Genomic DNA, 22,815 nt, shown 5'->3' with positions numbered 1-22,815 from the left:
ACCGATCCTATTTATAAGTATACAGTTTAGCATACTTAATAAGTCAACTAAGTTGGTATGCTGATAACGGCAGACTATAATTTTATCCATCAGAAAAACAGATATTATTTCATGCGTTCAAAAATCATATTCTTAATATTCCTTGTAGGTCACTGTACCATTTTTTCGCAAAATGCTGATGCGCTAAAATCGAATTCGAAAAAAGAGGTGTCTCATTCTTTCTATATCACTTCTAACGTAGGTAATGTTTCATTAGAAGAGGCAAAGAAAGTATTGAACGAAATTAATACGACTTCTAAGAATGATAGCAATGCAACTTTACTGCTTATTGGTAACGTGGTTAATAAAGATGGCTTTTCTGCAAAAGAGAAGCATCAAGATGCAACCAAAGCATATTTGAAACCTTTAATGCAATTATGGGATGATTTTAATGGTAGCGTTATTTTAATGCCCGGAGAAAATGAATGGTTAAAAGGAGCACCACAGAGTATTGATGATTTAGAATCTTTCTTGCAAGATAATAGTAAAGCTAAATTTTGGCCCAACGATGGTTGCCCGTTAGAACGAGAAACTATAAATGATGATGTCGTTTTAGAAATGGTCGATTCTCAATGGTTTTTAGAAGATTGGGATAATCACCCGTATATCAATCAAAAATGTGAAATTAAGAGCAGAGATCAATTTTTTGCAGAGTTTAAAGATGACCTAAAAGACAGCCAAGGTAAAACGGTAATTGTGGCGGTGTACCAGCCTGTAATGAGCAATACCAAAATTTCTATGGCGAACAAAATGGGTGGCTTTACTCCTGAATCTTATCAAAATAAAGAAAATAGAAATTTAAGAGGGCGATTAGAAACCATTGCAAGTCAGTTCAATGATGTAATTTTTGTATCAGGTAAAGACCGAAATTTACAATATTTAGAAGATGATGGTATTCCTCAAATTATAAGTGGCGCCGTAGGCAAAACAGACAAAGCAAGAGCGCCAAAAGAAGAGCATTTTGAGTCTAGTGCCAATGGGTATGCTAAGTTAACCGTTTATAAAGATGGTAGTACCGAAGTTGATTTAGTTGAAATTAAAAATGGAGCATCAGAAGTTGCTTTTACCCAAAAGATAAAAAGAGAACGCCTTTCTTTAGACGATGTGTCTTATCCGAATAAAATAAATGCAACTACAGCAAAGGCTTCTATTTATACAAAAGAAGAGACTGATAAAAAGGGATTTTATAAGTGGATGTGGGGCAATCACTATAGAAATCTTTACAGTAAAGATATTGAAGCGCCGGTATTACAAATAGATGCGTTGCCCAATAATGTAAGACCAATTTCTGAGGGCGGTGGTACACAATCTAGATCATTACGGTTTATCGATGACAATGAGAATGAGTATACCTTACGTGCATTGCGTAAAAGTGCCTTACGCTTTTTACAGACTAATGCCATCAATAATCATTACGTTGAAGATTACCTTGATAATACTGTTGCAGAACGTTATATGATGGATTTCTACACCACGGCGCACCCATATGCTCAATTTGCTATGAATGACTTGTCTGAAACATTAGACGTGCTTCATTCAAACCCGAAAATATATTACGTACCTCAGCAAAAAGGATTAGGTATTTATAATGAAGATTATGGCGATGCGCTATTTATGTATGAGGAGCATGCTGGTGGTGAGAATAAAGATTTTGAAACTTTTGGTCGTCCAGATGATATTATAAGCACTACAAACTTGCGTTTTGAGTTAATGGAGTCTAAAGATTCATATGTAGATGAGCCAAGTTTTATTCGTGCTCGTTTATTTGATATGCTGGTTGGTAACTGGGATCGCCACCAAGATCAATGGCGTTGGGCACAATTTAAAACAGAAGACGGTAAAAAGAAATATGAAGCTATACCTCGCGATTGGGACCAAGCTTTTCCCAAGTATGACGGAACTATTGTTGGCATGCTAAAGTTCGCATTTCCGTTGCTTCGTAAAATGGAAAGTTATGATGCAGATGTAAAGAATGTAAAATGGTTTAATCTTTCCGGTTATCCGATGGATAAAACTTTTATAAAAAATGCGAAGTGGAACGATTGGAAGAAACAGGTAGATTTTATTCAAGAAAATTTAACTGATTCAGCAATTGATGCGGCATTCAATACCTTACCAAAAGCAGCCCAAGACGGTAGTATAGATGAAATTAAAAAGAACTTAAAATCGCGTAGAGATGGTTTACAAAGTATTGCTAAATCTTACTATGAATACCTGAATAATTTTGAGGTCATTGTAGGAACTGAAGACGATGATAATTTTTTAATTACAAGAAAACCGAACGGTGAAACAGATATATCTATTTCTAACGACACTATAGTTTATAAGAATACATACAATGCAAAACAGACCAAAGAGATTTGGGTGTATGGTTTAGATGGTAAAGACACCTTTACTGTTGATGGCGATGGAAAAGATTTGATAAATATTAGGATAATAGGAGGAAAGAAAAATGATACCTATGATTTTAAGAACACAAAAAGAGTGAAGCTGTATGATTTTAAGAGCAAGAATAACACCATTGTAAATGCTAACTCAAAAAAATGGCTTACAGATTCTTATGACATTAATACGTATGACTATCAGAAAAGAAAATATAACGAGAACATTGTTTTTCCTAGTATAGGTTTTGATGGTGATACCGGTTTTAGAATCGGACTAAAAGACCGTTTTACAACTTATGGTTTGGCTAATAATCCATTTAAATCGCAACATACCATTGGTGCTGAATATTTCTTTGCCACAAACGGATTTGCAATAGATTATAATGCGGAATTCGCACAAGTTTTTTATAACTGGAATTTAGGTTTCGATGCAAGATATGGGAGTCCTAATTTTACCATGAATTATTTCGGTGAGGGTAATGAATCAACATATGATTCAGACCTAGAAAGAGATTTTAATAGGGTACGTATTAGACAATGGAAGATTTCTCCTTACCTAGTTCACAAGAGTGAAAGTAGTAGTTATTATTTTAGATCTACATTAGAATCTTTTGAGGTTTCTAATGATGATGAACGCTTGGTTGGTCAAGCATTTGCTTCAGATAATGATGTGTATGAGCAGCAATTATATGTTTCGGGTGAAGTAGGGTATGGGTATAAAAACCAGAATAATCCGGCTTTTCCTAGTCGTGCTATGTCGGCTGATATCGCTGCAGGTTATAAATCTAGTATTAACGGATTTGATAACAGTTTTGGTTATGTGAAACCATCGGTGTCATTAACATACCCGTTGCACCCAAGTGGTATTGCGGTAATCGCTACTAAATTAGCCGGAGAAGCTATTATTGGTGATACCTATGAATTTTATCATGGTGCCGTAATAGGTGGTAACACAAGTTTACGCGCCTATAGAAATGAACGATTTAACGGTAAATCTGCTTTTTACCAAATTACAGACCTTAGGGTTGGTATAACGCGCTTTAAAACCAATTTTATACCGCTACAAATGGGTGTAAGTGCTGGGTTTGATTATGGTCGCGTATGGTCAGATAATGATAACTCTACAAAATGGCATAATGATTATGGAGGATCGGTCTGGATATCTGGATTTAGCGCTCTAACTGGTAATATAGGATTCTACCAAGGGGAAGATGGTGGTCGGTTTGTATTTAGTCTAGGTTTTAACTTCTAGTATTAGAAATCATTTTTTATCCTTGAGGATATGTGAATCGTATAATTGATATTAAAAATGACGCTTAGCATTATGATGTACAATTGATATTTTTTAAGCTTTTCTTTGAGCGTATTTAGTAATAGTTTTGTAAAATAAATTACAAGCGACTATCCAAAGCGTAACAAGTATCACCGTTCATGAAATTGACTTTAAATTTTATTACATCAATTTGCTGTATTTCTATATTCTTTTTAAGCTTTTCTGTTGAGGCTCAGTTGGTGAATATTGAATCTAAACGCATGCATACCGACTCTTTAAGGTTTGTTTTAAATAGCGATTTGCTTTTCAATTATACCGATAATAATGGGGAATATATATTGCAGGTAGGCTCTAATGTTACTACTCAGTTTAAATCTAAGAACCTTAACAGCATTTATTTCTTTATCGGTAATGTAAACCTGATACGTTCTAAAGATGAAGATTTTCAGAATTCATATTTTTTACACGCTAGATTTAATCAAAAGTTGACTGAAGTAATTCGTTTTGAAGCCTTTATTCAAAATCAGAATAATCAAAAATTAACTATATCTGAGCGAAATTTATTAGGTGCTGGTTTACGTTTAAAGTTGTTCTCAAAAAATGGTTCACTTGCCTATTTTGGTAACTCTTATATTTATGAAATTGAATCTGTAGATGATTCTGATCAGAAATTCTACAATCATAGAAACAGTAGCTATGTCTCTTTAAATCATAATTTTAAAAAGTATAATTTAGATATCACCGGTACTTTTTATTTTCAGCCTTTGTATAAGAATATAAGTAACCATAGAATTCTAAGTCAATTTAAAGCAGAAATGCCTTTAACAAAACGAATTAGCTTTTCTGCACTTTATAATTACTCAGTAATTAATTTTGATTCGGCTTTAGAAGATAACCGTTCATCTAATGTTAGTTTTGGACTTACGTTGAATTTATAGTAATGTTGCCTTTGAATTTAAAATTTAAAGTAGGCTCCATTTATTAAATACTACCATTTATTTCAAGGTCATAATACTCTTTTGTATTCAGGTTTATTTTAATATTGAAATAACATTTCCCGCCATCTTCAACTTGTACGGTTTTCGTACGCCATTTGTCTGCTGCAAATGATTCACAAAAGAAATTAACCCAAACTTCTTTTTCTCCTTGCGTATTTATAATAGGAACGTATTGTCTTTTGTAATCAGTTAAATTTATTTCAATATCTGTTTTAAGTATTTTATTTTCAGAACGATTTTCATTATTTTCTTTAATTGCAATTGTTAGTATGTTTTCAATGGTAATCAATTCTGATTCAGACAATTTAGAAGGGATGATTTCTGATGGATTTCTATTTCTAAAGACCCAAAACCATTCTTTTTGATGAGTTAGAATAACATATTCTGAATTTGGTAGACGAAATTGTTCTTGAGTATTTTCAATATTTACTTTTTCGTTAGTTTTTTGCTTCTCTTTGCATGATGACAAAAGAATTAAAAGGAAGCATACGATAGTTCTCAAATTAATTTAGATTTTTAAGTTGTTTTATAGCCTAAGCTTCTGATTTTCTCTTTTATATTCTTATCAAGACCTTTACGCTCCGTAACAAAATTAAAATGTTCTATAGAACTAGATAATTCTTGATTAATAACACTTTCGAAATCAAGTTTTAACGACCTGGTAATAACCAACATTTTTAGACTGGTTAAATTTTTAAGTCCGTCTAACGTAGTCAATCCTTTGCAGTTAATAATTCCTAACCTTGTAAGAGATTTCATTTCAGAATTAAATGTAATAGTTGTTATCTGTGCTTGATTTTCAACTTGTAAATAGGTTAGATGCTTAAAACGGTGGATGTTATCAAGTGAAGTTAAATTTTTGATCCATAGCAATTTCAGTGTCTCTATGTTACCGCCATTTATTTCATCAATATTATCTCTACTGCCAAGCGATATATGTAGGAGTTTTAAGTTGTTTAGTTGGTTTACAAAATCTAATGGAACTTTACCGCTAATAGAGCTTAACCTAAGAGTAGTTAACTCTTTTGCTTCGCCTATTGCCGCTATGTTTTTAAAGGGGCCAGAAACGCTTAACGACACTAATTTATCGTACCCTTTTAAATATTCAAGATTTAAGTTCTTGGTCTTTTTAGTAGCTATAGAAAGATCTCTAATGCTTTTTAGATTTTCAGAATTTAAAATTTCAGTTTCTTTAAATTCTTCTATTCCAAATGTGAACTTTTCTAATTGTTTTAGTTTAGATAATTCACCAAGATTTTTAACTTTTTTCAAGCAATTAATCGAAAGGCTTTTTACGTTATCAACTTTTAAGAGTGTTGCGCAATCAAATGTATTCTTATCGTGCCCATAAAATCTAATTTCAAGATTAGTATCTAATTCAAGAGCTAAAGTATTTAAGTCAGAAAGTATTTCATCAGTATAGATGGTATCATCAAATTGAACAATTACGTTGTTTCCAGATGCTACTTCAGTTGTAATAAATTCTTTATCAATGGTAACAGGGTTTGTGATCCATTTTAATTTCATATTATATGAGATGTTGTAGTTTATTGTTCTCTAACAAATTAATTAGTTCATTGAAGTTATTGCAAATCTTTGTAATCTCTTCAAAAACGGGCTCTTGACCATGAACAATTTCTCCATAATTTTCATTTGTAAGGCTAATGGCTAAAAATTGAAATCCATCTTTTACTGATAATAGTATGGGAATATGACGGTTCCAAAATTCAGCTACATTCTCAAGTTCTTCATCATCATCTTCGCTCCATTCTAGACTTAAAATCTCAAATTCATTCCATTTGTATTCATTATTAGACTGCTCGTTAAAATCTTGTACGGAGTTGAACCAAGCTGTGTCTGAAGAATTAGTGATGGTTTCAAAGCTTTTTAAGAATAAAAAATATTCAGTAGGTATGTTTGTATATCGCTCTACTAATTTTTTCGGAATTTCTAATAGGTTTCGATTTTTTACAATTTCAAATCCGCCATTCTTTAGCTTTTGATGAAGTACTGAATGCATCTTATTTCTGTTTTATTTATCGAATTACCAAGAGTAATTTCTTGTTCTCAATCTTTAATGAAAGTACTAGAGAAACCATGTATTCAAGTTTTAATTGATAACATGAAGTACCCCGTAAACTATTGTAATTAAAAGTAGTAGAATTAAAATCGAATTACCAATTATTCCTATAAGAACAATTTTACCTTTAGTTTTTAATTCATTTATTCCAACCCTAACGCCAATAATGCTCCTTATTAAAATATACAAACCAATTATATATTTGAAAGTATTAAGGTAAAAACTCGGTATGTAAACCACTTCACCAATATATTTACTGGTAATGTTTAATATAATGAATAATTAATTATTAGAATTTTATTGGTTTTTGCTATTGGCATCTGTCAGGTTTTTTAAATTTTGAGAAGCAGGTTATTTTATAAGTAACTCTAGTTCAGCTCTATTTTTTAAATTAGGATGCATTTTTGTAACTATCCCGTAGCTGTAAAAAGAGCTTTTCATTTTAACGCTGTCAAGTATCATTTCATTATCATTAGAATGATAAATTTTAGTTTCACCAGTTTTATCAAGCATTTCAAAAGTAGAGCTAGGTATTATATACTCATCTTCAACGTATTTTTTTAATTGTAAGTCTACATATTCAATTTCCGTATGCCACGCTGTAATGTCATATAATTGGATCTCTTTTGAATATGAAGAGCAATTGAAACAAACTAATAATTTTGAACCAGGTATGATTTCATATTCTATTGTAATTTCTTTTCCAACTAAAGATTTAAAGCTATATGAATCTAAAAAAACCAATTGTTTATTTTCTACTGTTTTTACTGTCATGGCAGTTGTCAAATAATCGCTAGGCATAATAAGAGCTTCTTCTACCGATACAACGGTAACTTTCTCTTTTTTAGTTGCTTTGGTTAGTGGAAAGATTACGTCAGCTTCGGGGTCAGAGATGATTTCTATTTCATCAGGTTCTGAATTGGAATTGTTAGTAGTACTTTCTATATTTTTATTTGAGTTGTTTTTGCAAGAGAAGCAAATAGAAATTACTAAGATGATGATTTGTAATTTTTTCATGAATCGTTGTATGAGTTTACATTATAACTAAGACTTTGAGACTTCAGGTTTTTTGTTGATTATTTCATGCGAAATAATTTTAGCTAGACCATAACCTCCAAAAATTAATTGTTTAGTTTCAAATTCAAATTTTATGGTTTGATTAGCTTCTTTCATTCTTAATGGGCTTAATGGGCAAAGGGTGTTGCAATCTTCTTTAGAAACATAAATCCATTCTATATTTTCTAATTTGTCTTTTAAGTAGACTCTTTTGTTTCCGAATAAATTTTCAAATGAATATCTAAAAAAGTCATTTCTTCCTATTTCAATTACTTTATATTTCACTTCAGATTCACCAGTTATTTTTCTAGATTTAACTATGCGATACCTTAAGAAAATAACAACGCATATTAGAAACAATGTGAGTATTAGATATGTTATCAAATTCATTGGGTAATTAATGTTAATAATTGGTAGCGTAAAGGTTTGTGCCACTTCGCAAGGCTTTTTGTCAAAATTTTTAATACGCTAAAAAAATATGAGTGTTTGTTGTGTATAGTTTTAGCATCCTTTTTGATACGTCCAAACATTAAGCGTTTCTTGTTCTGAAATCAGTTTGATCCAACCGGTGTATGTTTCTATAAGTACATTGTCTTCGCCAGAACAAGGGTGTTTTCGATATTCCTTGACATTAACTTTACTCCATTTTCCTTTCTTTTCTGTTGTTAGTGTAATACCGAACAAGTCTCCTTTTAGAGTGGCTATTTTTTTAAAGTCAGTAGAGGGCCCTTCTCTCAAATTTAATCCTATAGCATCAGCATACCATTCACTGTTTTTTTTAATGGCATAATTCATCCACGAAATTAAATTCAAATTTTTTGATGTTACTTCCTCAACACTTATCCAACATCCATTGTTAAGCATTACAAAACCATTAACTGAGTCGACAAATACTACAGCCATTGTTTCATAACCGACCATCTCTAGATTAGAGGACTCTAGTGCAGTTTCATCTCCGTTTTTTTCAATAAAGGCAGTGTAAAATTCATTATTGCTGTCTGCTTTACCTAAATGAATTTTACCTTGAATATCTCCATTTGGTTTGTCATAAATTTTTAAACCAGAGCTAGGTATGTACATACAACATATCTTAAACTCATTATTAGGCATAATAAGTCCCGTTTTAAATTCTTGCGAATAACTAGCATAAGAACTGATGATGTAGAGTAATACGAATAGAATTTTTTTCATTGTATAATCAGCTATAGTACTAGTTTATATTAGCAAAAGTTAATTCAGATATTAATGTTTAAAGTTATTATAGGTATCAGATTTTACAAGGTATACTTTAACATTATTCAGAGAACTGAAATACGGAATTTCAAATGTACCTGTATGATTTTTAAAGGTAATCGTGTACTCTAACTCTCCTTTTTCTTTAGCGGAGTCAATAGCCCAAATTAAATTTTCTTTAAACTTTTTCGTATTAGTTGTTTTTGCATAGGCCGTTAATTGCTCATCAGCATAATCACTACTTGTATCTTGTTGTGCTATTATAGCCAGTAAATATAAAACACCTATATCTGGTTCATTTACGGCAAATGATGCTTCTGCCAAATCTGAATAAATACGATTTAAGCATCTAACATATCTGGTGCCACCTGCAGTGTGGTATTTATTACTTAAAGCCTTGCCAAATGAAGAAACTGCTTTTGCATATTCCCTTTTATTCATATAAATATCGGCTAATGCATGTGCAGCATAATGGTTTACATTTCTTACTGATTCTTTAGCATAATAACCAATATTTTCTTCCATTTTGTCGTCTAATTCTACTTTGTAGTTTTCGAAAAATTGCAACTGAGGTATGTAATTCGCCACATTGTCTCTATTTAATTTAGTATCTAAACCTTTAGCATTGGTGACAAAGTCTGAATTATTTGAATATGGAGGTATTTGAGCAAGTAAACGGACAGTTTCTCTAAGCTCATCTGTTGCTTGGTCATGGTATAACCTATTGGTGTCTTCCCAACGATTAGGTATGATATAGTTTGTGTTTGCTACTTCAGATTTAACTTTAGGAGAATTATCAACAGCATCAGGTAGTTTGGTGCCTAAGCTTAAATCAAATTTATAAAAGACAATTTCTTTATTCTTCCAGATACTATAGTTATTATTGATGGATATGATATATAAATTATTTTCATAAACACGAATAAATAATAAAACAAAACTAGGTTTCACATACAATTCTCGCTCATTTTCTTTGAATTTACCGGCGTTGAAAATGAAGTTATCATTTACTAATTCTTCGTAAAGATTTTCTTTTTTTAATAAGGTGTTATTTTTAAAATAAGCGGCTGCATAGCTGTCAATTAATTCTTGCTCGTATTTTTTTGATGTAATATTTTTGACGGCTATTTTACTTTTATCAAGTGTATAGCTTGCAGGTATATAGCTTGAAGCTGTTTCTTTTTCTTTTGAAATTTCAATACCTAAACCAATTAATTTATGTTCGTAATCTTTTTTACTTGGTTTATCAGCTTTTTTAAAATTAGCATACCATTTGTTAACTCTCTTGATCTCAGGATTTGACTCGTTAAAAGTGCTTATGTAGTCATCTACATATTTTTCAACCTTAGGTGTAAATCCTTCTTGAGCTATGATAATTTGAGTACAAAAAAGTATAGTGAGTAGTATGGTGATTTTCTTCATAATTATTTTAACGGATTAGTAATTGGTTTAGTGCCAAATTGGGTAATAAATACCAAACCTATCATTAGTATTATAAGTTTAGAAGAAGCTATAGGAGGGGAGTAGGTTGTATTTAGTACAGATTTTTCAAATCTATACTTCTTGTTTTAAGATTAGTATTACCTGTAAATTGAAGATAAAAAGGAAAATGGTTTAGTTTCTTATTCTATACAATGTGTTTGTAATTGAGTTTTCAAGTAATTAGTGAATCACAAATTGTACATTTTGTAGAAATCAAAGTGAGCCTAAAACATTCAAGTTATTTTAAAATATCTTGTTTCGATAAGTTTTTAGCTGCTAAATCGTGTTCACTTTCGTGTTCAATTGTATTTGTATGTAAAATTTGAGCATAAAAAAAACGGTCTAGCTTTCGCTAAACCGTTTATACTGTGCCTTTTATTCTGTAGCGAGAGGGGGGCACGATCCCCCGACCTCCGGGTTATGAATCCGACGCTCTAACCAACTGAGCTACCTCGCCATATTATTTTTTAACGGCTGCAAATATAGTGGTAATTTATTTGTTCTTCAACAAAAATTTATATAAAAAATAATACCTCACATTTATTTTTTTATCATTTAGAAATATATATATTGCTCGCAATAAAGTAGCATGAACATGAGCGATAAAATAAAATTTGAAATAGAGTTTGTAATACAGTCTTCACCACAGATGTTATATCAGTACCTGGCAACACCTTCTGGACTGTCAGAATGGTTTGCAGATAATGTGAATTCTAGAGGAGAGAAATTTACATTTATATGGGACGGAGCTGAAGAAGAAGCTAAGTTGTTAAAAAGAAAATCTGATGAGTTTGTACGTTTTGCTTGGGATGAAGCAGAAGATGACAGCTTTTTTGAGATGAAAATAATTGTAGATGAAATAACTAAAGATGTTTCTTTGTTTATAACTGATTTTGCAGAAGATGATGAAATTGAAGAGTCTAAAATGCTTTGGACGAACCAAGTATCTGATTTAAAACAGGTATTGGGATCATCATAAAAATACTCTTATTTACAGTATCTTTGAGCCTTAATTTTTTAAGGCTTTTTTTATGTTCAATTTTAATGGTGAACTTCTTGAGGATAATACATCTTTTTTAAACGAAAAGAATAGGGGAGTACAACTTGGTGATGCCGTTTTTGAAGAGTTACGTGTTTTAAATGGTGATATTATATTTTTAGAAGATCACTATCTACGTTTAATGTCTTCGATGAGAATTCTAAGAATGGAGATACCTATGAACTTTACGATGGAGTTTATGGAAGAAGAAATTCTAAAAGGGCTATCTGAGAACGATTTAAAAGAGGCAAAACAAATAAAATTCACTGTTTTTAGAAATAGTCAGAACGATTTTTCTAAATCAGATAATAGTATTTCATATTTCATTACCAATAGTGCGTTAACAAACCCATTTTTTATTCTTAATGAGGGTGCATACGAAGTAGAGCTTTTTAAAGATTTCTATAAAAATTCTAGTATGTTATCTAATCTAGATACCAATAATAAAGTTTTAAATGTCGTAGGAGCGATTTACGCCCAAGAAAATGATTATCAAGATTGTTTGATGCTCAACGAGAGAAAGCAAGTTATAGAAGCTCTAAATGGTAATTTGTTTGTAGTAAAAGGTAATCAGATTAAAACAGCACCAATAACTGATGGTTGCATTAATAGTATTCTAAGAAAGAAACTTATTGATATTGTTTCAAAAGTAAATGACTTTGAATTTATTGAGGATAGTATATCACCTTTTGAGCTTCAAAAAGCAGATGAGTTATTCATAGTAAATAATATTGATGGTATTGTCTCTATTACAAAATATAGAAAGAAAGATTTTGTCAATACAACTGCAAAAAACTTAATCGGTAAATTGAATGCTGCGGCTAGAATGTCTTTAACAGCCAGTGTTTAATTGAGACTCGGGTTTTCTGGAGCATTTGACCAAAGTAGATAATCACCACCTAATTGGATCATATTTTCTTTCCAAATTGCTTTTGCGGCTTTTTGAATAATTCTACTTTCATGTTCGTTTTCAACAACAATCCATGACTTTGAAGTCAGTTCTTCATCTAATTGCAAAGAAGACCAGCCAGAATAACCAAGAAAAAATCGAATATCATCTTCAGAAATGATTTCTTTATTGATGAGATCAACGGTAGTTTCAAAATCACCACCCCAGTAAATACCATCAGAAATCTCTACACTGTTATCTATTAAGTGTGGTACTTTATGAATAAAGTAAAGATTGTCTTGCTCTACAGGTCCGCCGTTATATACTTGAAAAGGTATTTCAATTTCGGTAACCAAATCGTTTATTTGATACTCTAATGGCTTATTTAAAATAAAACCAACAGAGCCTTCATTGCTATGCTCTGCTAACAGTACAACAGATCTATTGAAAGAAACGTCTCCTGTTAAAGAAGGTTCTGCAATTAGTAATTTTCCTTTGGTTGGCTTTAATGCGATCATTAATTTGTGATGATTATATACCTAAAGTAAGACAAATCCGTCTAAATGCAAAAACATAGAAATAAAAAAAGCGCCAATGAAGGCGCTTTTAATAAATTTATCTGTGTAAAACTAGTTTACAGCTTTGCCTAAATCAGCACCTGCTTTAAACTTAACTACATTTTTAGCAGCGATTTGGATAGTTTTTCCAGTTGATGGATTTCTACCTTCTCTTGCATTTCTTTTAGATACGGACCAAGAACCGAAACCTACTAAAGAAATTCTATCTCCTTTTTTAAGAGAATTTTCAACATTTCCCAAGAAAGATTCCAATGACTTTTTAGCCGCAGCTTTTGTGATGCCAGCGTCTGCTGCCATTGCATCGATCAATTCTGTTTTGTTCATAATGTGATAATTAATTGTGATTAAATAATTTATACCTATCAACAAATTTATATGGATTTCTGAGCAACACAAGTAAAACAGGGGGAAATCCCTGATTTTGTTGATAACTCAGCGTGTTTGTTGATAAAGTAGGTTTTTTTTTACGTTTCTCGCAGCCCAATAACGACGGGGCTTTACCTCATTTTTGCGTTTTTTTCTAAATTAAGGCCGTTCAATAGATCTCTTACAAGCATTCTTTTCTTGCCTTGAAGTTGTATTTCATCGAGATTTAAGTAGCCGCCTTGTACTGCAACTTTCATCTCTTTTTTAGTAAAAATCAGTGTTCCGGTTGTTAGTTCATGTTCTTCGACTTCTATATGCGCCTTGTAAATTTTGGTAATTATCGTTTGTTCTCCGTTTGTCAAAGTTGTCCATGCTGCTGGGTACGGACTCAATCCCCTTATAAAGTTGTATATATCTTCTTTAGACTTGCTCCAATCTATCTCACATGTTTCTTTAAATAACTTATGTGCATCTTTTAAATCGTCGGAATTTGTTTGTTCTGTAGTTTCAAAATTTCCTTCTTGAATTCTTGCTACAGTTTTTACAACAGTTTCTGCCCCTAAGTGCATTAGTCTGTCATGTAAGTCTTCGGCATTATCTGTTTTTTCAATGCTAGTTTCGTCTTGCATTATAATAGCACCTGTATCTATCTTTTCGTCGATAAAGAATGTGGTAACTCCGGTTTTTGTTTCACCATTTATAATAGCCCAATTAATAGGTGCTGCACCACGGTACTGAGGTAGAAGCGATGCATGCAGATTAAAGGTTCCATATTTTGGCATATCCCAAACAAGCTTCGGCAACATTCTAAAGGCTACTACTATTTGTAAATTGGCATTTAGAGATTTTAAGGTGCTTAAAAATTCGGTGTCTTTTAAGTTGGTCGGTTGTAATACCGTAAGGCTGTTTTCAACAGCGTATTTTTTAACTGCAGATTCGTTTAGTTTTCTACCTCTACCAGCGGGTCTGTCTGGTGCCGTAATAACACCTACTATATTATATTCTTTCTTTACAAGCATGTCTAAAATGCCTACAGCAAAATCGGGGGTGCCCATAAATACAATTCTTAATGCTTCCATATTATAATAGTTGGTATTCGTTTATAGTGTTTAATGTTATGTAATTGTCTTCTAGTAGTTCTTGTAAGGCTGCAATAACAATGTCTTGATTAATGTTTAAACGTTTTTCTAATTCTTGCGAACTTGCAGTTTTCTGCTTTAAAAGTTGAATGATTTTTATTTTGGCGTGTACAACATCTGTATTGCCTAATTTCTGATTGATGCATACATCGCATATGCCGCACTCTTTTTCTTGAACCTCGCCGAAATAACTTAATAACTGAATGCTTCTACAAACAGTGTCATTTTCAATGTAATTCAGCATCTTCGTTACCTTCTCGATTTTTAGCTGATTTTGCTCTTCAATATTCTTTGCAAATATATTAATGGTACGGTCATCATCTCGTGGTACCAAGAACAGCATCTCTAAATCACTTGAAACACTGTTGTATTCAATAATTTCATCTTTTGCCAGTTGCTCAAAGTTTTGATGTAATACTGATTCTGCTATAGCTGTTTTTTTTGATAATAAGTACATGTTAATTTGTGTGTCGAATTCAAAAAGACCACCGTAGGTGCGTAGTACTACTTTTATGAAATCGGCAAGTTTTGAGTTTTTGTCAATATACCTATATAATGTATCCTTATCTGTTATGAATTTGATAGTAATTTTTTTTGAGAAATTTTCAGATAGTGATAGTACCGAATTTCTGTCTAGTAGTTGTAATGCATTATAAGTTAAAAATGTATTCAGCTTATATATGTTACAGAATTCGTTGAAATTTAGATGAAACTTTGCCTCTGTAAATTCTCCGTAGCCAATTTGAAAAAATGTATTTAATTTTTTATAAATCATTTTCACGTAGGCAACGTCTGGTAAAATGTCGATAAATTGTTTCTTAACCAATACCTTGTCGGTAGTATTGGTAAGTAGAATAGCCTTTGCAAAGTCTCCGTTTCTACCGGCTCTACCTGCTTCTTGAAAGTAATTTTCTAAACTATCGGGTATTTGATAATGAACTACCAATTCAACATCTGGTTTGTCTATACCCATACCAAAAGCATTGGTAGCAACCATAACTTGAACTTTATCTTCTAACCAAAGATTAAGCCGTTCTGTTTTCATTTTTTGATCAACACCGCCATGATAAAACGTTGACTTTACATTATTCTTTACTAAAAACTTAGATAGTTCTTCTGCCTTTCTTCTACTTCTAACATATACAATGGCACTGTGTTTTATTTGCTGGCAGTATTGTTTTAAGCGACCATTTTTATCTTCGGTCAGTAGGACTCCGAATCCTATATTTTTTCTAAAAAAGGAATCCTTTACTACAAAAGGATAGTTGAGATCTAATGAAGAAATAATGTCATCGCTTACTCTTTTAGTTGCCGTTGCCGTTAAAGCAACCATTGGTGGGGTAGGGTGCAGCTCACGTAATATGGAACAGCTTAAATAGGCAGGTCTAAAATCGTGACCCCATTGAGAAATACAATGAGCCTCATCGATAACGAACATAGAAACGTTCATTGCCTTAATTCGTTCTTGTACCAGTTCTTGCTGTAAGCGCTCTGGTGATAAATACAAAAACTTATAACTGCCGTAAATACAATTATCTAATAGCTTATCTACTTCGGTAAATTTGAGTCCGCCTTTTAGACCTATGGCTTTAATACCTAGTTTTTGAAGGTTGTCGACTTGATTTTCTATTAGGGCTACTAACGGAGAGATAACAATACAAATACCTTCTTTCATTAATGCTGGTACCTGAAAGCATAGCGATTTACCACCTCCTGTGGGTAGTAAACCTAAAACATCTTGACCGTTAGAAATGGCATTGATGATTTCTTCTTGAGAGCCTCTAAAGCTGTCAAAACCCCAATATTTTGATAAAATTTCTTTTGGTGTATTATTCACCCGTTTTATTTATAAAATCTACTACAAATTGCATACGATTTTCTATAGTACCAAATGGAACTTCTATTGGCGTATACCCTAGATCAATATACGTTTTTTCAAGCTTATCGTGAATGCCACAAGCTTGTTCGAAATTTTCCATTCGTTCATTATCCTGCACATAAATTTCTTTCCAAGGCGGTAAGATCAATACCTCGTCATACCTGTGTTCTAAACATAAATTAGCATAAATTTCTTCTGAAGGTTGCCCAAAATAATCCATATAGGCTATAACATCGGGTAACCCGCGATCATAGAATAAATGATCTTTATGTATGTTTTGACCATTAATAAAATGTTGTAAGCGAGCATTAATTAATTCATCATTAAAACTTTTTGAATCTTTGACAAAATCAATGGGGTTTACTAATTTATCTTCTAAAGAAACATCGCCCAATGCATCTAAAGTCATCGTTCTAATTACCTCATGAAAACAATGGTATCCATTTTCTTCTAGTGATGATATTAATACCGTTTTTCCGGTCCCCGGACCTCCTGTTACAACAATTCTCTTGCTTTTCAAACTCATAATTTAGTTCAGCAAAAGTACATAAACCAACATTACTAAAAAACTGGTTCTTTACACTTATCTTTGCATAAAATACAAGTAATGGACGAAAATAACCCAGTTGAATTCTATAAGAAATTAAAGGAGCAATTAACAGAAACCTCAAAATGGCCTTCTGATTATCTGTATAAATTTATTGTTGAGACAAAAACAGATAAAATTGATAAAATAAATACCATTTTTGATAATACAGGAGCAGTTATCAATTTAAAAGAATCTAAAAATGGTAAATATACCAGTGTTTCTATTACCGTAAACTTAAAAAGCCCCGACGCGGTTATTGAGAAATACAAAAAAGTAGGTGAGATAGAGGGCGTAATATCCTTGTAAAATAGCATTTCATCTATAATTTTATTAATTTGGCATCGTTATAAGAATACTTCTCAAACACATTAAGCTAAAATTTTCAATTTGCAATTAGTAGAAAACCTAGAATATAATACCGAGCGTGAACATTTGATTATACCGGAGTATGGTCGTCATTTTCAAAAAATGGTGAACCATGCAATATCAATTGAAGACCGTGAAGAAAGAAATAAAGTAGCGCAAGCAATCATTAGTGTAATGGGAAATATACAGCCCCATTTACGTGATGTGCCTGATTTTCAGCATAAACTCTGGGATCAGTTATTTATAATGGCTGATTTTAAGTTGGATGTAGATTCTCCATTTCCAATTACCTCTAAAGAGATATTAAGACAGAGACCTGAGGCTTTAGAGTATCCTCAAAACTTTCCTAAATATCGATTTTACGGTAATAACATTAAACGTATGGTTGATGTTGCCGTAGAGTGGGAGAAAGGTGATAAGCGTTCTGGTTTAGAATATGCGATTGCCAATCACATGAAAAAATGCTATTTGAATTGGAATAAAGATGTAGTTGATGATACAGCTATTTTTAAACATTTATTCGATTTAAGTGATGGTCGCATAGATTTAGCTGCTGAAGGCGAAAGTTTGACTGATAGCGGACAGTTTCTTAAAAATCGAGTTGCTAAAACGCCTCGTTCGAATAATACAGGAAAGAAAAATCAAAGAAATAATAATAATAATAACCGCAGTAAAAAGCGGTATTAAATTTCCACTTCTCTAGATGGGGACATTCAAAATTGAAGGAGGGCATCAGTTATCTGGTGAAATAACCCCTCAAGGAGCAAAGAACGAAGCACTTCAAATACTTTGCGCAGTACTACTTACAGACGAAAAAGTAACAATCAACAACATTCCAGATATTGTTGATGTTAATAAACTTATAGCGCTTTTAGAAGACTTAGGTGTAAAAATTCAAAAGAAAGGCAAAGGTTCTTATAGTTTTAAGGCCGACGATATTAACTTAGAATATTTACAATCTGATCAGTTTAAACAAGATGGTAGAGGCTTAAGAGGCTCTATTATGTTGGTTGGACCATTATTGGCACGTTTTGGTAAAGGATATATTCCGAAACCAGGTGGTGACAAAATTGGTCGAAGACGTTTAGATACACACTTTGAAGGTTTTATAAAATTAGGTGCCAAATTTCGCTACAACCGCGAAGAATATTTCTACGGTGTTGAGGCAGATAAGTTGAAAGGTACCTACATGTTGCTAGATGAAGCTTCCGTTACCGGAACCGCAAACATTGTTATGGCAGCGGTTTTAGCTGAAGGGCAAACGACTATTTACAATGCGGCATGTGAGCCATATTTACAGCAACTTTGTAAAATGTTGAATAGAATGGGCGCCAAAATATCTGGTTTGGGTTCTAATCTTTTGGTTATCGATGGTGTAGATAAATTAGGTGGTACGGATCACCGTATGTTGCCTGATATGATTGAGATTGGTAGCTGGATCGGTTTGGCTGCTATGACCAAAAGTGAATTAACTATTAAAGATGTTAGTTGGGACGATTTAGGTCAAATACCAACAGTATTCGGTAAACTAGGTATTACCTTAGAAAGAAAAGGTGATGATATTTACATTCCTGCTCATTTAGACGGATACGAAATTCAAAACTATATTGATGGTTCTATTTTAACCATTGCAGATGCACCTTGGCCAGGATTGACTCCTGATTTATTGAGCATCATTTTAGTTGTTGCGACACAATCTAGAGGAGAAGTGCTTATACATCAAAAGATGTTTGAAAGCCGCTTATTCTTCGTAGATAAGTTATTAGACATGGGGGCAAAGGTTATTCTTTGTGATCCACATAGAGCTACAGTTATAGGTCATGATTTTAAGTCTACTTTAAAAGCGACTACAATGACATCGCCAGATATTAGAGCTGGTGTTTCATTATTGATTGCTGCATTATCGGCAAAAGGGACTTCTACTATTCATAATATTGAACAGATAGATCGTGGCTACGAGAATATAGATGAAAGACTACGTGCAATAGGTGCTAAAATTACAAGGATGTAATTTTTAAGTAACAAGTAAGCATAAAAATTAAACTCCATAATAAGGTTCTTAACCAATTATGGAGTTTTAGTTTTTTAATAGATATAGCTACATCTCTTTCTTTAGATATATTATCATGTAATGGCACGAACATAACAAAGGTTGAAAGCCATGCACCTACAACTAATGTACTATATAAAATACTGTAAAAATTAGGGGTTGTATATACTTGAATCAGACTTATGATCAATTGTGCGACCATTAATGGGATCACAACAACAGCAATTCTTTTGGTGTAGCTACTATGCCATTGAAAAAGATCTTCATGTTGGTAATAAGAGAAACTCGGATATATTATTAATTGTACCATCCAAATAAGAACCAATAAACCACTATCGCAAATTAAACGTATCGTCTCTAGCATTTATTTCTCAATTAAAGTACCGTCGGGATATTTAGCAAAACGTCCTCGGTTTATTTCATGCGTATGATCAGGATGTCGCCATGGCCAACCACCAAACTGCGTAGTTCTGAACTCATTCATAGCATCTTCTAATTCTTCTTCAGTATTCATTACAAACGGACCGTATTTTGCTACGGTCTCGCCAATAGGTTTACCTTGTAGTACAAGAATGCTAGCTTCTTTTTCATTGGCTTTCAATATAATTTCTTCAGATGCCACTACGTCAATACCATGGTTTGCAGTTATAGATTCACTCAAAATTTCTAAAGTATCCCCATCATAAAAATATATGGTTCGGGTTGAACCTTCATTCGCTTTAGGCAGTGTTATGGCACCATTTGCTTCGATTTTTATATTCCAGATTGCTACATCGTTTTCTGCCTCTGAAGCCCATGAATCAGGTGCAGGTGCTAATGCTTGTTCAGAACCAAAACTACCGGCAATAACCTTTACTGTAGATTGCTTTAATTTTAATACCGGAATATCTTCATGCCAAAGCATTTTGAAGTGCGGATCTACAAATTTACTTTTTGACGGTAGATTCAACCATATTTGAAAAAGCTCTAAAGTGTTTTCTTTGTCGCTATGAATCAACGGAAACATTTCTGAATGTTGTACTCCGCTGCCAGCAGTCATCCATTGTACATCTCCTTCTCCAAATCGCCCTGCCGCGCCTAATGAATCAGAATGATCACAAAACCCTTTGTTCACAACTGTTATAGTTTCAAAGCCACGATGCGGATGTGCAGGAAATCCGGGTATCGTAGTTCCGTGATACATTCTATAGCCATCTTTAATTTGAAAATCGTTTCCTAAATTCCTGCCTTCTAACGAATCAGCCGGACCTAGTTCGCCATTGCCTTTAGGATAGTGGTCTAAATGATATACGCAGAATAAAAAAGGATCTTGCGTTTGCCATGGGAAACCTAATTGGAATATTTGCTTTATTGCGCTATGCATAAGTATATATCAATTAATTTTAATTTAATGTATTGCGTTATTGATTTCAACCCAATTGTTTTCTGGGTCTTTTAAATAAATCTGTCTTACTCCGTCAGCTCTTAAGGTGACTGTATTTTCTTTTCCTGGCCAATCCCAATACGGAACGTTCTTTTCTTCAAGAGAAGCTATTAATTCATCTAATTTTTGGGTAGCCAAGCAAAGGTGTACACTTTTGCTATGTTTCATGGCCACGCTATCTTTACCTATTAAATGTAATTGTGAGTTTCCTTGTATTGCAAACCACTTAAAACCCGATGGGGCAGAAGGGTGTGGAATCTCTTTTAGGTTTAGAAACATCTTTATAAAATGCACCCACTTTATCTAAGTCTTTTACAATTACCGAGTAATGATCGTACTGAAAATCGAATGATTGTGCAGAGGCAAAAGTACCCGTGATTAAAATGAATAATGCGATAATTTTTTTCATTGTTGTTATTTAAGTTTGACGGTTCAAGTTACTTAAAAATGAAAGAAGCTATCTGTTAAGATAGCTTCTTTATTACTTGTGTTTTATTCTCCATCTAATGGTGGCGGACCATCGATCATTGGCTCATAAACTTCATCGCCTTTTCGGGTTTTGAACTCTTCTTTCACCTTCGTTATTAATTTCGGATTTTGAAATAAGTCCAACATCGTCATACCCATTGCTTTAGATGCATGGATCATTCCTTTGTGACCGATAGACATTCCGCCGCAGGCAACAACAGCCCAAGAATGCCAAGGTGTACCTGTAGGAGCTACAGAAACCCCTAAATTAATATTAGGTACATTCCAACTAACATCACCTACATCTGTAGAACCACCGCCTGGGTTTTCTAACGTTTCTCTCAATGGGTGAACGGTACCATCAAAACCAACTTCTGGTTTACCGGTAGCTTTTTGAATTGCTTTACCAAAAACCGTTTCTTCTTCGGTATAGGTAATCGGACCTAATAACTCTAAATTATTCTGCATAATTTCACCGCCAGAGCGGTTAACCAATGTTTCATAAATACCTGACACCAAAGAAATTTTATACTCTACGTTCGCCATAATAGCAGCACCTTCAGCCATTGCTTTTACACGTTCATACGTTGGTAACATATTTGATCTTTTAGGATCACGAACACGTACCCAGAGCTTAGCGTAATCTGGTACTACATTTACAACCTGACCACCATCTTGTATATGATAATGAATTCTAGAAGATGGTAAAATGTGCTCTCTGTAATAGTTGATGCCTGTTGTATATAATTCTAACGCATCAGATGCGCTACGACCGTTCCAAGGATCCATTGAGGCATGTGCAGCTTGACCGTAAAACTCAACTACAAAATCAATAAGCGATAACCCGCTTTGTACATCGGCTTCAATGCCTGCAGATGGGTGCCAGCTAACATTGACATCAACGTCATCCCATAATCCAGCTTTTACCATCCATACTTTTGCAAAGTATTTTTCTTCAGCTGGTGTGCCTAAGAATTTAACGGTGCCTTTTATTTTACCGGCATCCATTAGTTCTTTAATCGCAATTGCAGATCCAAGACTTGCTGTACCGAACATGTTGTGTCCGCAACCATGACCTGCAGCTCCTTCTTTAAAAGGTTCTTTTACAGGAGATGTTTTTTGAGAAATTCCTGGTAGGGCATCAAATTCACCCAAAATACTTATTACAGGGCTACCAGAACCATACGTTGCGGTAAAAGCTGTTGGTATATCGGCAACGCCTCTAGTAACTGTCAATCCGTTTTTTTCTGCATAATCCGATAAAATTCTAGAAGATTCCGTTTCATCAAAAGCAGTTTCGGCAAGAGCCCAAATAGAATCACTGATTTTAATAAGTTCTTCTTTGTGTTTTTCGACAGAAGAGATAATTAGATTTTTGTCTTTACTCATTTTCTGAGAGAAAACTGAAGCACTCATGCATAAGCAAAGTGCCAATAATACTGTTTTTTTCATATTAGTCGTTTTGGTTGTTAGTTCCCTAATCA

General features: G+C 33.1%; 24 protein-coding genes and 1 tRNA gene. 7 read left to right on the top strand and 18 right to left on the bottom strand.

The features are described 5' to 3' along the window. The first annotated feature begins 111 nt into the window (after positions 1 to 111). The gene (locus tag QSV08_RS06795) at positions 112 to 3,675 is read left to right on the top strand and encodes a metallophosphatase (protein WP_324027650.1); all 3,564 of its coding nucleotides are present in this window, start codon (positions 112 to 114) and stop codon (positions 3,673 to 3,675) included. Between the two features lie 179 nt (positions 3,676 to 3,854). Further along, complete coding sequence (locus tag QSV08_RS06790; protein ID WP_324027649.1) at positions 3,855 to 4,634, top strand: DUF481 domain-containing protein; 780 nt, start codon at positions 3,855 to 3,857, stop codon at positions 4,632 to 4,634. A 43-nt stretch (positions 4,635 to 4,677) separates the two neighbouring features. Here the strand turns inward: QSV08_RS06790 and QSV08_RS06785 are convergent, their stop codons facing one another. From QSV08_RS06785 to QSV08_RS06750, 8 genes are all read right to left on the bottom strand, one after another. Continuing rightward, positions 4,678 to 5,196 (bottom strand): hypothetical protein, encoded by a 519-nt coding sequence (locus QSV08_RS06785; protein ID WP_324027648.1) that lies wholly within the window; start codon positions 5,194 to 5,196, stop codon positions 4,678 to 4,680. A gap of 14 nt (positions 5,197 to 5,210) precedes the next feature. Continuing rightward, positions 5,211 to 6,221, bottom strand: a complete 1,011-nt coding sequence (locus QSV08_RS06780; protein WP_324027647.1) for a hypothetical protein — start codon at positions 6,219 to 6,221, stop codon at positions 5,211 to 5,213. A 1-nt stretch (position 6,222) separates the two neighbouring features. After that, positions 6,223 to 6,714 carry a hypothetical protein gene (locus QSV08_RS06775; protein ID WP_324027646.1) on the bottom strand — a complete coding sequence of 164 codons (492 nt, stop codon included), beginning with the start codon at positions 6,712 to 6,714 and terminating at the stop codon, positions 6,223 to 6,225. A gap of 411 nt (positions 6,715 to 7,125) precedes the next feature. After that, a complete protein-coding gene (locus QSV08_RS06770) occupies positions 7,126 to 7,791 on the bottom strand; it encodes a hypothetical protein (RefSeq protein WP_324027645.1) in 666 nt (221 codons plus the stop codon). Positions 7,792 to 7,818: 27 nt separating this feature from the next. Continuing rightward, positions 7,819 to 8,220 carry a hypothetical protein gene (locus QSV08_RS06765; RefSeq protein WP_324027644.1) on the bottom strand — a complete coding sequence of 134 codons (402 nt, stop codon included), beginning with the start codon at positions 8,218 to 8,220 and terminating at the stop codon, positions 7,819 to 7,821. Positions 8,221 to 8,331: 111 nt separating this feature from the next. After that, a complete protein-coding gene (locus QSV08_RS06760) occupies positions 8,332 to 9,021 on the bottom strand; it encodes an SH3 domain-containing protein (RefSeq protein WP_324027643.1) in 690 nt (229 codons plus the stop codon). Between the two features lie 51 nt (positions 9,022 to 9,072). Beyond that, complete coding sequence (locus QSV08_RS06755) at positions 9,073 to 10,485, bottom strand: hypothetical protein (protein ID WP_324027642.1); 1,413 nt, start codon at positions 10,483 to 10,485, stop codon at positions 9,073 to 9,075. Between the two features lie 443 nt (positions 10,486 to 10,928). Further along, positions 10,929 to 11,002 (bottom strand) — tRNA-Met (locus QSV08_RS06750). Positions 11,003 to 11,140: 138 nt separating this feature from the next. On the opposite strand from QSV08_RS06750, the gene QSV08_RS06745 reads away from it, so the two are divergent. Together QSV08_RS06745 and QSV08_RS06740 are read left to right on the top strand one after the other, a co-directional pair. Further along, positions 11,141 to 11,524 carry an START-like domain-containing protein gene (locus QSV08_RS06745; RefSeq protein WP_073243911.1) on the top strand — a complete coding sequence of 128 codons (384 nt, stop codon included), beginning with the start codon at positions 11,141 to 11,143 and terminating at the stop codon, positions 11,522 to 11,524. A gap of 52 nt (positions 11,525 to 11,576) precedes the next feature. Further along, positions 11,577 to 12,434, top strand: a complete 858-nt coding sequence (locus tag QSV08_RS06740) for an aminotransferase class IV (protein WP_324027641.1) — start codon at positions 11,577 to 11,579, stop codon at positions 12,432 to 12,434. Here QSV08_RS06740 and QSV08_RS06735 read toward each other — a convergent pair. The 5 genes from QSV08_RS06735 to QSV08_RS06715 all read right to left on the bottom strand — a co-directional run bounded on the left by QSV08_RS06735 (position 12,431) and on the right by QSV08_RS06715 (position 16,961). Next, a complete protein-coding gene (locus tag QSV08_RS06735) occupies positions 12,431 to 12,991 on the bottom strand; it encodes a YqgE/AlgH family protein (protein ID WP_324027640.1) in 561 nt (186 codons plus the stop codon). The genes QSV08_RS06740 and QSV08_RS06735 overlap by 4 nt on opposite strands. 111 nt (positions 12,992 to 13,102) lie before the next feature. Continuing rightward, complete coding sequence (locus QSV08_RS06730) at positions 13,103 to 13,375, bottom strand: HU family DNA-binding protein (RefSeq protein ID WP_027066835.1); 273 nt, start codon at positions 13,373 to 13,375, stop codon at positions 13,103 to 13,105. Between the two features lie 173 nt (positions 13,376 to 13,548). After that, positions 13,549 to 14,496 carry a methionyl-tRNA formyltransferase gene (gene fmt / locus QSV08_RS06725; protein WP_324027639.1) on the bottom strand — a complete coding sequence of 316 codons (948 nt, stop codon included), beginning with the start codon at positions 14,494 to 14,496 and terminating at the stop codon, positions 13,549 to 13,551. Between the two features lies 1 nt (position 14,497). Next, entirely contained in the window at positions 14,498 to 16,393 is a 1,896-nt protein-coding gene (locus tag QSV08_RS06720; RefSeq protein WP_324027638.1) for a RecQ family ATP-dependent DNA helicase, read from the bottom strand. Further along, positions 16,386 to 16,961 carry an ATP-binding protein gene (locus QSV08_RS06715; protein ID WP_324027637.1) on the bottom strand — a complete coding sequence of 192 codons (576 nt, stop codon included), beginning with the start codon at positions 16,959 to 16,961 and terminating at the stop codon, positions 16,386 to 16,388. The genes QSV08_RS06720 and QSV08_RS06715 overlap by 8 nt, the downstream gene beginning before the upstream one ends. An 81-nt stretch (positions 16,962 to 17,042) precedes the next feature. Between QSV08_RS06715 and QSV08_RS06710 the strand changes: the two genes are divergently transcribed. The 3 genes from QSV08_RS06710 to murA all read left to right on the top strand — a co-directional run bounded on the left by QSV08_RS06710 (position 17,043) and on the right by murA (position 19,401). Then, complete coding sequence (locus QSV08_RS06710) at positions 17,043 to 17,330, top strand: DUF493 family protein (protein WP_324027636.1); 288 nt, start codon at positions 17,043 to 17,045, stop codon at positions 17,328 to 17,330. Between the two features lie 81 nt (positions 17,331 to 17,411). Further along, positions 17,412 to 18,077, top strand: coding sequence for a DUF4290 domain-containing protein (locus QSV08_RS06705; RefSeq protein ID WP_324027635.1), 666 nt, complete (start codon positions 17,412 to 17,414; stop codon positions 18,075 to 18,077). Between the two features lie 16 nt (positions 18,078 to 18,093). Continuing rightward, positions 18,094 to 19,401: a UDP-N-acetylglucosamine 1-carboxyvinyltransferase gene (gene murA / locus QSV08_RS06700; RefSeq protein WP_324027634.1), complete on the top strand. Its 1,308-nt coding sequence runs from the start codon at positions 18,094 to 18,096 to the stop codon at positions 19,399 to 19,401. Here the strand turns inward: murA and QSV08_RS06695 are convergent. From QSV08_RS06695 to QSV08_RS06675, 5 genes are all read right to left on the bottom strand, one after another. Further along, positions 19,388 to 19,804: a hypothetical protein gene (locus tag QSV08_RS06695; protein WP_324027633.1), complete on the bottom strand. Its 417-nt coding sequence runs from the start codon at positions 19,802 to 19,804 to the stop codon at positions 19,388 to 19,390. The two genes, murA and QSV08_RS06695, sit on opposite strands and share 14 nt — an antisense overlap. Beyond that, a complete protein-coding gene (locus tag QSV08_RS06690; protein ID WP_324027632.1) occupies positions 19,805 to 20,803 on the bottom strand; it encodes a pirin family protein in 999 nt (332 codons plus the stop codon). It lies immediately after the preceding gene. 24 nt (positions 20,804 to 20,827) lie between these two features. Then, positions 20,828 to 21,031, bottom strand: a complete 204-nt coding sequence (locus QSV08_RS06685; RefSeq protein WP_324027631.1) for a VOC family protein — start codon at positions 21,029 to 21,031, stop codon at positions 20,828 to 20,830. 58 nt (positions 21,032 to 21,089) lie between these two features. Next, the gene (locus QSV08_RS06680) at positions 21,090 to 21,272 is read right to left on the bottom strand and encodes a hypothetical protein (RefSeq protein ID WP_324027630.1); all 183 of its coding nucleotides are present in this window, start codon (positions 21,270 to 21,272) and stop codon (positions 21,090 to 21,092) included. A gap of 83 nt (positions 21,273 to 21,355) precedes the next feature. Further along, positions 21,356 to 22,783 carry an amidohydrolase gene (locus QSV08_RS06675; protein WP_324027629.1) on the bottom strand — a complete coding sequence of 476 codons (1,428 nt, stop codon included), beginning with the start codon at positions 22,781 to 22,783 and terminating at the stop codon, positions 21,356 to 21,358. Positions 22,784 to 22,815: the final 32 nt, after the last annotated feature.

This window comes from Maribacter sp. BPC-D8 (genome assembly GCF_035207705.1).
GTDB lineage: Bacteria > Bacteroidota > Bacteroidia > Flavobacteriales > Flavobacteriaceae > Maribacter.
This window is presented reverse-complemented; position numbering and strand designations above follow the sequence as displayed.